Consider the following 12,856-nt stretch of genomic DNA (forward strand, 5'->3'; position numbering starts at 1 on the left):
CGCCTCATGGTTACGGGCCTGGGCCTGCTGCTTCTGACGGGATGCGAGCGTGACCCGCAGTTGCAGGCGCTGAACGACGAGTTGCAATTGATTCGCCAGCAGGTGGTACCTCTTGCTGACGAAACGCCCGCAGCATTGCCGGGGCTGCGGGTTGTCTCCAGTTCGCCACCCGTGCGTGATCCCTTCCAGCCAGCGGGCCAGCCCGCCATTCGACCCACCGGCAAAGCCGGACCTGCGCCGGACTTCGACCGCCCCCGGCAGTTTCTCGAAGGGTTTGCCGTGGACCAGTTCCAGATGGTCGGCACCTTGTCGCTGGGCGCGCAGACATTTGCCCTGCTGCGTGGCGCCGCAGGTGTGCACCGCCTGGCGGTGGGGGATTACCTGGGGGCCGACCATGGGCGTGTCGTGGCGATCCATGAGGGGCAGTTGGAGCTGGTCGAACTTTATCCCGACGGTGAGGGGGCCTGGCTTGAGCGCCCGCGCACCTTGGTGTTGAACGTGAATTCATAACGGAAGCAAAAAATGAAAAGGATTATTTCGTCCTTCGGTGTGGCGCTATGGATAGCGTTCACGGCACCGATGACTGAGGCTGTGCCCAAGCGGATTGACCTGATTCAGTTGCCACCTCCTGGTGCTTCGCCTTTGGGCGCCGGACGAGGGGCCTATAGCGGTGACAGGCTCTCTCTCAACTTCCAGGACATCGAGGTCCGCGCAGTCCTGCAGCAGATTGCCGACGTGGCTGGCCTCAACCTGGTGGCCGGTGATGATGTGCAGGGCTCGATCACCCTGCGCCTCAAGGACGTGCCCTGGGATCAGGCCCTGGACCTGGTGCTGCAAGCCAAGGGGCTCGACAAGCGGGTGACGGCCAATGTGCTGCTGGTGGCGCCGGCTGAGGAACTGGCCGCCCGTGAGCTGCTGGCCTTGGAGTCGCGCAAGCTGATGACCGAGCTGGCGCCCTTGCGGCGGGAGCTGCTGCAAGTCAATTACGCCAAGGCGGCCGAGTTGGCCAAGCTGTTCCAGTCGGTGAGCGGGCCTGAGGGCGTGGCCGATGAGCGTGGCTCGGTGACGGTAGATGACCGTACCAACAACATCATCGCCTACCAGACGGGGGAGCGCCTGGAGGAGCTGCGGCGCATCGTCAATCAATTGGATATCCCGGTGCGCCAGGTGATGATCGAGGCGCGGATAGTCGAGGCCAATGTCGACTATGACAAAAGCGTGGGCGTGCGCTGGGGTGGGTTGTTGCGCAATAAAGGTCATTGGAGCGGGGGTGGGGTTGGTAAAAGCCCGTCCGGCGAGGGCGAGCCGCCCGATAGCTCGCCGTTCGTTGACCTGGGCGTGGTCAACGCAAGCTCTGGTCTGGGCATCGCGTTTATCACCGATAACGTGCTGCTGGACCTGGAACTCACAGCCATGGAAAAAGGCGGCAATGGCGAGGTGATCTCCCAGCCCAAGGTGGTCACTTCCAACAAGGAGACCGCACGGATTCTCAAGGGCACCGAGATCCCCTACCAGGAAGCCACTGCCGAGGGTGCGACGTCGGTGTCGTTCAAGGAGGCCTCGCTTTCTTTGGAGGTGACGCCGCAAATCACCCCGGATGACCAGGTCATCATGGAGGTCCGGGTGACCAAGGATGAGCCGGACTACCTGAACAAACTCAACGATGTGCCGCCGATCAAGAAGAACGAGGTCACTGCCAAGGTTCTGGTCAGGGACGGCGAGACCATCGTCCTGGGCGGGGTTTTCTCCAAAAACCAAAGCAAGGTGGTAGATAAAGTGCCATTTTTGGGCGATGTGCCGTATCTTGGCCGCCTTTTCCGGCGTGATGTCGTTGCCCAAAGAAAATCCGAGCTGCTGGTATTCCTGACTCCGCGTATTATGAATAACCAGGCGATTGCTGTGAGTCGTTGATTCTGTGCGAAATTTGATTCTTGTAGGGCCGATGGGGGCTGGAAAAAGCACCATCGGCCGTTTGCTGGCCAAAGAGCTGCGCCTGCCATTCAAAGACTCCGATAAGGAAATTGAATTGCGCACGGGCGCCAATATCCCGTGGATCTTCGATAAGGAAGGCGAACTGGGCTTTCGTGACCGCGAGCAGGCGATGATTGCCGAACTGTGCGGCTGCGATGGCGTGGTATTGGCCACCGGCGGCGGTGCGGTGATGCGCGAGGAAAACCGGCGGGCGCTGCATGCCGGCGGTCGGGTGGTCTATTTGCACGCGTCGGTCGAGCAGCAGGTCGGGCGCACCGCACGTGATCGCAATCGGCCATTGCTGCGCACCGCCAACCCCGAGAAAACCCTGCGGGACTTGCTGACGCTGCGCGATCCGCTTTATCGGGAAATCGCCGATCTGGTGGTGGAAACCGATGAACGGCCGCCGCGCATGGTCGTAATCGACATTCTCGAGCGCTTGCAGCAACTTGCGCCCCGTTAAAGCCAGGGCCGAAATGCGCTATCCTCGGCAACGCGTTGCAACCGTCCGAGGTGTGGCGTAGAGCCATCAGGCAGCGTCCGATCTCGACGGTGCCGACAACGTTAATACAGGGCAGGACGCCTGCTTCCATCTTCAGCGCGGGGACACATGCAGACACTTAAGGTCGATCTTGGCGAGCGTAGCTACCCGATCCATATTGGCGAAGGTTTGTTGGACCAGCCCGAGTTGCTCGCACCGCATATTGCCGGGCGACAAGTGGCGATCATCTCCAACGAGACAGTGGCGCCGCTCTACCTTGAGCGTCTGAGTCGCAGCCTGGCAGCGTATTCGGTGATTTCGGTGATTCTTCCCGACGGCGAAGCGTTCAAGAACTGGGAAACCCTGCAACGGATCTTTGACGGACTGCTCACCGCGCGCCATGACCGGCGTACCACGGTGGTCGCCCTTGGCGGCGGCGTGATCGGCGACATGGCCGGTTTTGCGGCCGCGTGCTACCAGCGTGGCGTGGACTTTATCCAGGTGCCGACCACGCTGCTGTCCCAGGTCGACTCGTCGGTGGGCGGCAAGACCGGCATCAACCATCCCCTGGGCAAGAACATGGTCGGCGCGTTCTACCAGCCCAACGCCGTGCTGATCGATACTGCCACCCTCAATACCTTGCCGCCCCGCGAGCTGTCGGCGGGCCTGGCGGAAGTCATCAAGTACGGGTTGATCTGTGACGAGCCGTTCCTGACCTGGCTTGAAGAACACGTCGATGCCTTGCGCAACCTGGACCAGGTGGCGCTGACCGAGGCTATCTCCCGCTCCTGCGCGGCCAAGGCCCTGGTGGTCAATGCGGACGAGCGTGAGTCGGGCGTGCGCGCCACCTTGAACCTGGGCCACACCTTCGGCCATGCGATTGAAACCCACATGGGCTATGGTGTCTGGTTGCATGGCGAGGCTGTAGCGGCTGGCACAGTGATGGCGTTGGAGATGTCGCAACGCCTGGGCTGGATCAGTGTCCAAGAGCGTGACCGCGGTATCCGCCTGTTCCAGCGCGCCGGGTTGCCGGTCATTCCTCCCGAGGAAATGACCGAGGCTGACTTCCTCGAACATATGGCGATAGACAAGAAAGTGATCGATGGTCGTTTGCGTCTGGTGCTGTTGCGCCGAATGGGCGAAGCGGTAGTGACCGACGATTATCCGAAAGAGATTCTACAGGCCACGCTGGGAGCGGATTACCGCGCCCTGGCCCAGCTGAAAGGTTAACCAGATCCCGATGACTAGTTTGCATGCCGACGAGGCTTTCCTCGGCCATTACCAGTTGAGCCATGACCCTTTTGCGCCACGGGTCCCCGGTTTCAAGTTTTTCCCTGCACAGCGCAAGCCGGTGCTTGGGCAGTTGCACCACCTGGCGCGCTACAGCCAGTTGCTGCTGGTGGTCACCGGCCCCTTGGGCAGCGGCAAGACCCTGCTGCGCCAGGCCCTGGTGGCCAGCACCAACAAACAATCGGTGCAGAGCGTGGTGGTTTCCGCCCGTGGCGCCGGCGATGCGGCAGGCGTGTTGCGCCAGGTTGCCCAGGCGCTGGACGTGGCCAATGCCGAGCCGACCGCGATTCTCAAGCAGGTCGTGCAACTGGGGCTGACCGGCCAGGAAGTCTACCTGCTGGTGGACGACGCCGAGCAGCTCGACGAGTCTGCCCTCGAAGCCTTGCTGGCGCTGGCGGCGGGTACGCCGGAAGGTCGTCCCCATGTGTTCCTGTTCGGTGAGGCGTCGCTGATTGCCGATCTGGAGCAGCTCAGTGGCGAGCAAGAGCTGTTTCACGTCATCGAATTGCAGCCCTACGAAGAAGAAGAAACCCGCGAGTACCTGGCCCAGCGCCTTGAAGGTGCTGGCCAGGGCATCGAACTTTTCTCCGCCCAGCAGATCTCTGATATTCACGAAAGCTCCGACGGCTGGCCTGGCACCATCAACCAGGTGGCCCGGGATGCGATGATTGAAGCAATGATTGCCAGCCGCTCTGCGGTTAAGCGTCCAAAGATGGGGTTCACCATGCCGAAGAAACACGTACTGGCGATTTCTGCTGTTGTCGTGGTTGCCGTTGCCGCCGCCTGGCTGATTCCTGGCCGCAGCAAGGCCCCGACCGCTCCGGGCGCACCGACCGAGCAGGCCCAATTGCCACTGGGCAAGCCCACGACCAATGGCGCACCAGCCGTTGAGTTTGCCGGGTCCGGCCAGCCTACCAACCTGCCGATGGTCGGCCAGCCGGTCATGCGTGGCCCGCTGGCAGAAGAAGCCGGTGCCATTTCCGAAGGCGATGACGGTGTGCCGGTCGAAGGCTCCAGCGCCACGCCACCAACCGTTACCACCGTGGCTCCACCACCGGGCGCAACAGCCAGCGCTGCACCGGTGCCTGCGGCCACGCCAACGCCTGCCCCGACCCAGGTCGCCACCGCCAAGCCAGCCCCGGCGCCAGTGGTCAAGCCGACGCCAGCCCCTGCGGCCAAGCCAGCGCCTGTCGCCAAGCCTGCTGAAAAACCGGTGACCGTGGCCAAGGCCGCTGCCGGCAGTGGCTGGTACGGTAGCCAGCCGGCCAAGAACTACGTGGTGCAGATCCTCGGCACCAGCTCCGAAGCCAACGCCCAGGCGTTCGTGAAAGAGCAGGGCGGCGAGTACCGTTATTTCAAGAAAGTGCTCAACGGCAAGCCTCTCTACGTGATCACCTACGGTAGTTTCTCGAGCCGCGCGGCAGCCGATTCCGCGATCAAGGCCTTGCCAGCGAAGGTTCAGGCTGGTAAACCTTGGCCTCGCACTGTTGCCAGCGTTCAACAAGAACTCGCAACAACTCGCTGAAGATCCGGCGACCTTACCCAGGTCGCCCTCCCAGCACCTCAAAAAAAACGACAACAGCGTGCAGCCCTGAAGGCCGCGCGCTTTGTGGTGTCTGCGTCACAGTAGCTTTTGAGTAGCGGCGGTCGAAATTAAAAAAGTTTTGACTAGCACAGCATATCGCTTTAAACCTTTCATAAATGCGACATAGATTTGCGACAGTTCGTCGCCAAATTTGTGGGCGTCTGTGTCGGTGTGTACAATGACCTCCCTTTTGCCCCCGCTAAGCCGGCGTACGTTCGGCGTGGAAGGTAACCGGTTGAATTGAAAAGAAATTTGCCTCGAAATAAGAGGCAGCCTGGTGAGAAAGTGTCTATGAAAGCAGGTCTGTACCAACCCGATGAATTCAAGGATAACTGTGGTTTCGGCCTGATAGCCCATATGCAGGGCGAACCCAGTCATACCCTTCTGCAAACGGCCATCGAGGCCCTGACCTGCATGACCCACCGCGGTGGGATCAACGCTGACGGCAAGACCGGTGACGGTTGCGGCTTGCTGATTCAAAAGCCCGACCAGTTCCTGCGCGCTGTCGCCAAGGAAACCTTCGGCGCCGATCTGCCCAAGCAATACGCCGTGGGCATGGTGTTCTTCAATCAGGACCCGGTCAAAGCCGAGGCCGCTCGCGAGAACATGAACCGCGAGATCCTCGCCGCTGGCCTGCAACTGGTTGGCTGGCGCAAAGTGCCAATCGATACCAGTGTGCTCGGCCGCCTGGCCCACGAGCGCCTGCCGCAGATCGAACAAGTGTTCATCGCAGGCGACGGCCTGAGCGACCAGGACATGGCGATCAAGCTGTTCACTTCCCGTCGTCGCTCGTCCGTGGCCAACGCCCTGGACACTGACCACTACATCTGCAGCTTTTCCCACAAGACCATCATTTACAAAGGCCTGATGATGCCGGCGGACTTGACCGCCTTCTATCCAGACCTGAGCGATGAGCGCCTGCAAACCGCGATCTGCGTGTTCCACCAGCGCTTCTCCACCAATACCCTGCCGAAATGGCCGTTGGCCCAGCCATTCCGCTTCCTCGCCCACAACGGCGAGATCAACACCATCACCGGCAACCGCAACTGGGCCGTGGCCCGTCGCACCAAGTTCGCCAACGACTTGATGGACCTCGAAGAGCTCGGCCCGCTGGTCAACCGTGTGGGTTCCGACTCCTCGAGCATGGACAACATGCTGGAACTGATGGTCACCGGCGGCATCGACCTGTTCCGTGGCGTGCGCATGATCATTCCGCCAGCGTGGCAGAACGTCGAGACCATGGACCCGGACCTGCGGGCGTTCTATGAGTACAACTCGATGCACATGGAACCGTGGGACGGCCCGGCCGGCGTGGTCATGACTGACGGCCGCTACGCGGTGTGCCTGCTCGACCGCAACGGCCTGCGCCCGGCGCGTTGGGTGACCACCACCAACGGCTTCATCACCCTGGCCTCGGAAGTCGGCGTGTGGAACTACCAGCCTGAAGACGTGATCGCCAAAGGTCGCGTCGGCCCTGGCCAGATCCTTGCCGTGGACACCGAAACCGGGCAGATCCTCGACACCGACGCCATCGACAACCGCTTGAAGTCCCGTCACCCGTACAAGCAATGGCTGCGCAAGAACGCCCTGCGCATCCAGGCGACCATGGAAGACAACGACCACGGTTCGGCCTTCTACGACGTCGACCAGCTCAAGCAGTACATGAAGATGTACCAGGTCACGTTCGAAGAGCGCGACCAGGTGCTGCGCCCGCTCGGCGAGCAAGGCTACGAGGCGGTTGGCTCCATGGGCGACGACACGCCAATGGCCGTGCTGTCCCAGCGTGTGCGCACGCCGTACGACTATTTCCGCCAGCAGTTCGCCCAGGTGACCAACCCGCCGATCGACCCGCTGCGTGAAGCCATCGTGATGTCCCTGGAAGTGTGCCTCGGTGCCGAGCGCAATATTTTCCAGGAATCGCCAGAGCACGCCTCACGCGTGATCCTCAGCTCGCCGGTCATTTCCCCGGCCAAGTGGCGCTCGCTGATGACCCTGGAGCGCCCAGGCTTTGACCGCCAGATCATCGACCTGAACTACGACGAGAGCCTCGGCCTGGAAGCCGCGGTGCGCAACGTCGCCGATCAGGCTGAAGAAGCCGTGCGCGCCGGTCGCACGCAGATCGTGCTGACCGACCGCCATATCGCCCCGGGCAAGCTGCCGATCCACGCATCCCTGGCCACCGGCGCGGTGCACCACCGCCTGACCGAAAAAGGCCTGCGCTGCGACTCCAACATCCTCGTCGAAACCGCCACCGCCCGCGACCCGCATCACTTTGCGGTGCTGATCGGCTTTGGCGCCTCGGCGGTGTATCCGTTCCTGGCGTACGAAGTACTGGGCGACCTGATCCGTACCGGCGAAGTGCTGGGCGATCTGTACGAAGTATTCAAGAACTACCGCAAAGGCATCACCAAGGGCCTGCTGAAGATCCTGTCGAAGATGGGCATCTCCACTGTCACGTCCTATCGCGGTGCGCAACTGTTCGAAGCTATCGGCTTGTCCGAAGAAGTCTGCGAGCTGAGCTTCCGTGGCGTGCCGAGCCGCATCAAGGGTGCGCGTTTCGTCGATATCGAAGCCGAACAGAAAGCCCTGGCGGCCGAAGCCTGGAGCGCGCGCAAGCCGATCCAGCAAGGTGGCCTGCTCAAGTTCGTGCACGGTGGCGAATACCACGCGTACAACCCGGATGTGGTCAACACCCTGCAAGCCGCTGTGCAGCAGGGCGACTACGCCAAGTTCAAGGAATACACCGCGCTGGTGGATAACCGCCCGGTGTCGATGATCCGCGACCTGTTCCAGGTGAAGACCCTGGACACGCCGATGGACATCGCCGAAGTCGAGCCACTGGAATCGATCCTCAAGCGCTTTGACTCCGCCGGTATTTCCCTGGGGGCCTTGTCGCCCGAGGCCCACGAAGCCCTGGCCGAAGCCATGAACCGCCTGGGTGCGCGTTCCAACTCCGGCGAAGGCGGCGAAGACCCGGCGCGCTACGGCACCATCAAGAGCTCGAAAATCAAGCAGGTCGCCACTGGCCGTTTCGGGGTGACCCCGGAATACCTGGTCAACGCCGAAGTGCTGCAGATCAAGGTGGCCCAGGGCGCCAAGCCCGGTGAAGGCGGGCAACTGCCGGGCGGCAAGGTCAACGGCCTGATCGCCAAGCTGCGTTACGCAGTGCCAGGCGTGACCCTGATTTCGCCACCGCCGCACCACGACATCTATTCGATTGAAGACTTGTCGCAGCTGATTTTCGACCTCAAGCAAGTCAACCCGCAGGCCCTGGTCTCGGTGAAACTGGTGGCGGAAGCCGGCGTTGGCACCATCGCCGCTGGCGTGGCCAAGGCCTATGCCGACCTGATCACCATCTCCGGCTATGACGGCGGCACCGGCGCATCGCCGCTGACCTCCATCAAGTACGCCGGTGCACCGTGGGAGCTGGGCCTGGCCGAGACTCACCAGACCCTGCGCGGCAACGACCTGCGCGGCAAAGTCCGGGTACAGACCGACGGCGGCCTGAAAACCGGCCTCGACGTAATCAAGGCCGCAATCCTCGGCGCCGAAAGCTTCGGCTTCGGTACCGCGCCAATGATCGCCCTGGGCTGCAAATACCTGCGCATCTGCCACCTGAACAACTGCGCCACCGGCGTGGCGACGCAGAACGAGAAGCTGCGCAAGGATCACTACATCGGCACCGTCGACATGGTGGTGAATTTCTTCACCTACGTCGCCGAAGAGACCCGTGAGTGGCTGGCCAAGCTCGGCGTGCGTTCCCTGGAAGAGCTGATCGGCCGTACCGATCTGCTGGATATTCTCCAGGGCCAGACCGCCAAGCAGCACCACCTGGACCTGACGCCACTGTTGGGCAGCGATCACATCCCGGCAGACAAGCCACAGTTCTGCCAGGTAGAGCGCAACCCGCCGTTCGACAAAGGCCTGTTGGCCGAGAAGATGGTCGATATGGCCGGCTCCTCGATCAATGACGCCAGCGGTGGCGAGTTCGCCCTGGATATCTGCAACTGCGACCGTTCCATCGGTGCGCGGATCTCTGGCGAAATCGCGCGCAAGCACGGCAACCAGGGCATGGCCAAGGCGCCGATCACTTTCCGCTTCAAGGGCACGGCCGGCCAGAGCTTTGGCGTGTGGAACGCCGGTGGCCTGCACATGTACCTCGAAGGCGACGCCAACGACTACGTGGGCAAGGGCATGACTGGCGGCAAGCTGGTGATCGTTCCGCCAGCGGGTAGCGTCTACAAGACCCAGGACAGTGCCATTATCGGCAACACCTGCTTGTACGGCGCCACCGGTGGCAAGCTGTTCGCTGCCGGCACTGCCGGTGAGCGTTTCGCCGTGCGTAACTCCGGTGCCCACACCGTGGTCGAAGGCACTGGCGATCACTGCTGCGAGTACATGACCGGGGGCTTTGTCGCGGTACTGGGCAAGACCGGTTACAACTTCGGTTCGGGCATGACCGGCGGTTTCGCCTACGTGCTGGACCAGGACAACACCTTCGTCGACAAGGTCAACCACGAGTTGGTCGAGATCCAGCGGATCAGCGGCGAAGCCATGGAGTCCTACCGGAACCACTTGCAGCACGTGCTGGACGAGTACGTCGAGGAAACCGGCAGCGAATGGGGTCGTAACCTCGCCGAGAACCTCGATGATTACCTGCGTCGTTTCTGGCTGGTCAAGCCCAAGGCTGCCAACCTGAAATCGTTGCTTTCCAGCATCCGTGCCAACCCGCAGTGATATGCGCCTGAAGAGTTTGATGAGGTTTTAACATGGCTGAACGTCTGAATAACGACTTCCAGTTCATCGATGTCGGGCGCAAAGATCCGAAGAAGAAACTGTTGCGTCAACGCAAGAAAGAGTTCGTGGAAATCTACGAACCCTTCAAACCCCAGCACTCGGCCGACCAGGCCCACCGCTGCCTGGGGTGCGGTAACCCGTATTGCGAGTGGAAGTGCCCGGTGCACAACTTCATTCCCAACTGGCTCAAGCTGGTAGCCGAGGGCAATATCCTCGCTGCCGCCGAGTTGTCGCACCAGACCAACACCCTGCCGGAAGTCTGCGGCCGGGTGTGCCCCCAGGACCGTCTGTGCGAGGGTGCCTGCACCCTCAACGACGGTTTTGGCGCGGTGACCATCGGTTCGGTGGAGAAGTACATCACCGACACCGCGTTCGCCATGGGCTGGCGCCCGGACATGTCCAAGGTCAAGCCGACCGGCAAGCGTGTCGCCATCATCGGCGCAGGCCCGGCGGGCCTGGGCTGTGCCGACGTGCTGGTACGCGGCGGCGTGACCCCGGTGGTGTTCGACAAGAACCCGGAAATCGGTGGCCTGCTGACCTTCGGCATCCCCGAGTTCAAGCTGGAAAAGACCGTGTTGAGCAATCGCCGCGAAGTCTTCACCGGCATGGGCATCGAGTTCCGCCTGAACACCGAGATCGGCAAAGACGTGACCATGGAGCAGTTGCTCGAAGAATACGATGCGGTATTCATGGGCATGGGCACCTACACCTACATGAAGGGCGGCTTTGCCGGTGAGGACCTGCCGGGTGTGTATGACGCGCTCGACTTCCTGATCGCCAACGTCAACCGCAACCTGGGCTTTGAAAAGTCGCCGGAAGATTTCGTCGACATGAAAGGCAAGAAGGTCGTGGTACTGGGCGGTGGCGACACTGCGATGGACTGCAACCGCACGTCGATCCGCCAGGGCGCCAAGTCGGTGACCTGTGCCTATCGTCGTGACGAAGCCAACATGCCCGGCTCGCGCAAAGAGGTGAAGAACGCCAAGGAAGAAGGCGTGAAATTCCTCTACAACCGCCAGCCGATCGCCATTGTGGGTGAAGATCGCGTCGAAGGCGTGAAGGTGGTCGAGACCCGTCTCGGCGAGCCGGACGCCCGTGGCCGCCGCAGCCCCGAGCCGATCCCGGGTTCCGAAGAGATCATCCCGGCTGACGCCGTGGTCATCGCTTTCGGTTTCCGTCCAAGCCCGGCGCCGTGGTTCGAGCAGTTCCAGATCCAGACCGATAGCCAGGGCCGCGTCGTCGCCCCGGAACAAGGCCAGTACAAGCACCAGACCAGCAACCCGAAAATCTTCGCCGGTGGCGATATGGTGCGCGGTTCGGACCTGGTAGTAACCGCGATCTTCGAAGGCCGCAACGCCGCCGAAGGCATCCTGGACTACTTGCAGGTCTAATACGGGTCCCCTGCTGTAACGGGATCAAAAATGTGGGAGCGGGCTTGCTCGCGAATGCGCTGTATCAGTCACTAAATATGTCGACTGAGCCACCGCATTCGCGAGCAAGCCCGCTCCCACATTTGTTTTGCAGCGCTCTCATGTCCGCGACAAATTGACCCGATAGACAAAAGGCTGACCTGCAACCGTGCCTTTTGCGTCCGGCTCTGAGAAAATGCCCGCACTTTTTTTGCGGATGCCGACATGACTGCCCTCAAGAACGACCGTTTCCTTCGTGCCCTGCTCAAGCAACCTGTAGACGTCACCCCAGTGTGGATGATGCGTCAAGCCGGTCGCTACCTGCCGGAATACCGCGCCAGCCGCGCCAATGCGGGCGATTTCATGAGCCTGTGCATGAATCCGGAGTTCGCCTGCGAAGTCACGATGCAGCCGCTGGACCGCTATCCACAACTGGATGCGGCCATCCTCTTCTCCGATATCCTGACCATCCCCGACGCCATGGGCCAAGGCCTGTACTTTGAAACCGGCGAAGGCCCGCGCTTCAAGAAAGTGGTCAGCACCCTGGCCGATATCGAAGCCCTGCCGATCCCGGATCCCCACAAAGACCTCGGTTATGTGATGGACGCCGTCAGCACCATCCGCCGTGAGCTCAATGGCCGCGTACCGTTGATCGGCTTCTCCGGCAGCCCGTGGACCCTGGCCACCTATATGGTCGAAGGCGGTTCGTCGAAAGACTTCCGCAAGACCAAGGCCATGCTCTACGACAACCCACAAGCCATGCACCTGCTGCTGGACAAGCTGGCGCAGTCGGTCATTTCCTACCTCAACGGTCAGATCATGGCCGGTGCGCAAGCGGTGCAGATCTTCGACACCTGGGGTGGCAACCTGTCGGCGGCGGCGTACCAGGAGTTCTCCCTGGCCTATATGCGCAAAATCGTCAGCGGCCTGATCCGCGAACACGAAGGCCGCAAAGTGCCGGTGATCATGTTCACCAAGGGCGGCGGCCTGTGGCTGGAAAGCATTGCCGACGCCGGTGCCGACGCGCTGGGCCTGGGCTGGACCTGCGACCTGGGCGAAGCCCGTCGCCGTGTGGGCAACCAAGTGGCCCTGCAAGGCAACATGGACCCGACCGTGCTCTACGCCAAGCCTGAAGCCATCCGTACCGAAGTAGGTCGCATCCTCGCCAGCTACGGCAAAGGCAGTGGCCACGTGTTCAACCTTGGCCACGGCATCACCCCGGAAGTGAACCCGGAGCATGCAGGCGCGTTCCTGCGGGCGGTGCATGAGTTGTCGGCGCAGTATCACGAGTGATTTCAGCTCATAAAAAACGCCCGGCTTAGG

General features: G+C 61.7%; 7 protein-coding genes and 1 pseudogene. All 8 read left to right on the plus strand.

Features of this window, described 5'->3' with window-relative positions; genetic code table 11:
* Positions 1-147: 147 nt before the first annotated feature.
* Positions 148-510 (plus strand): annotated as a pseudogene (locus FIV38_RS30400) (pilus assembly protein PilP); the annotation flags it as partial.
* Positions 511-579: 69 nt separating this feature from the next.
* The gene (locus tag FIV38_RS15555) at positions 580-1,911 is read left to right on the plus strand and encodes a type IV pilus secretin PilQ (RefSeq protein ID WP_092232908.1); all 1,332 of its coding nucleotides are present in this window, start codon (positions 580-582) and stop codon (positions 1,909-1,911) included.
* Positions 1,912-1,915: 4 nt separating this feature from the next.
* A complete protein-coding gene (gene aroK, locus FIV38_RS15560) occupies positions 1,916-2,434 on the plus strand; it encodes a shikimate kinase AroK (RefSeq protein ID WP_029296072.1) in 519 nt (172 codons plus the stop codon).
* Positions 2,435-2,581: 147 nt separating this feature from the next.
* Positions 2,582-3,682, plus strand: a complete 1,101-nt coding sequence (gene aroB / locus FIV38_RS15565; RefSeq protein WP_092232911.1) for a 3-dehydroquinate synthase — start codon at positions 2,582-2,584, stop codon at positions 3,680-3,682.
* A gap of 10 nt (positions 3,683-3,692) precedes the next feature.
* A complete protein-coding gene (locus tag FIV38_RS15570) occupies positions 3,693-5,267 on the plus strand; it encodes an SPOR domain-containing protein (protein WP_092232914.1) in 1,575 nt (524 codons plus the stop codon).
* A 351-nt stretch (positions 5,268-5,618) separates the two neighbouring features.
* Positions 5,619-10,064, plus strand: coding sequence for a glutamate synthase large subunit (gltB, locus tag FIV38_RS15580; protein WP_029296080.1), 4,446 nt, complete (start codon positions 5,619-5,621; stop codon positions 10,062-10,064).
* Between the two features lie 32 nt (positions 10,065-10,096).
* A complete protein-coding gene (locus FIV38_RS15585) occupies positions 10,097-11,515 on the plus strand; it encodes an FAD-dependent oxidoreductase (RefSeq protein ID WP_010213750.1) in 1,419 nt (472 codons plus the stop codon).
* Positions 11,516-11,758: 243 nt separating this feature from the next.
* The gene (gene hemE, locus FIV38_RS15590) at positions 11,759-12,826 is read left to right on the plus strand and encodes a uroporphyrinogen decarboxylase (RefSeq protein WP_092232917.1); all 1,068 of its coding nucleotides are present in this window, start codon (positions 11,759-11,761) and stop codon (positions 12,824-12,826) included.
* Positions 12,827-12,856 lie beyond the last annotated feature (30 nt).

Origin of the sequence: Pseudomonas proteolytica, from assembly GCF_007858275.1 — a bacterium.
In the GTDB taxonomy this organism is placed as follows: domain Bacteria; phylum Pseudomonadota; class Gammaproteobacteria; order Pseudomonadales; family Pseudomonadaceae; genus Aquipseudomonas; species Aquipseudomonas proteolytica.

Bases quoted from the DNA above. Each gene is read 5' to 3' on its own strand.
- FIV38_RS15570 (WP_092232914.1), top strand. From the start codon at position 3,693: ATGACTAGTTTGCATGCCGACGAGGCTTTCCTCGGCCATTACCAGTTG.
- aroB (WP_092232911.1), top strand. From the start codon at position 2,582: ATGCAGACACTTAAGGTCGATCTTGGCGAGCGTAGCTACCCGATCCAT.
- hemE (WP_092232917.1), top strand. From the start codon at position 11,759: ATGACTGCCCTCAAGAACGACCGTTTCCTTCGTGCCCTGCTCAAGCAA.
- FIV38_RS15555 (WP_092232908.1), top strand. From the start codon at position 580: ATGACTGAGGCTGTGCCCAAGCGGATTGACCTGATTCAGTTGCCACCT.
- gltB (WP_029296080.1), top strand. From the start codon at position 5,619: ATGAAAGCAGGTCTGTACCAACCCGATGAATTCAAGGATAACTGTGGT.
- FIV38_RS15585 (WP_010213750.1), top strand. From the start codon at position 10,097: ATGGCTGAACGTCTGAATAACGACTTCCAGTTCATCGATGTCGGGCGC.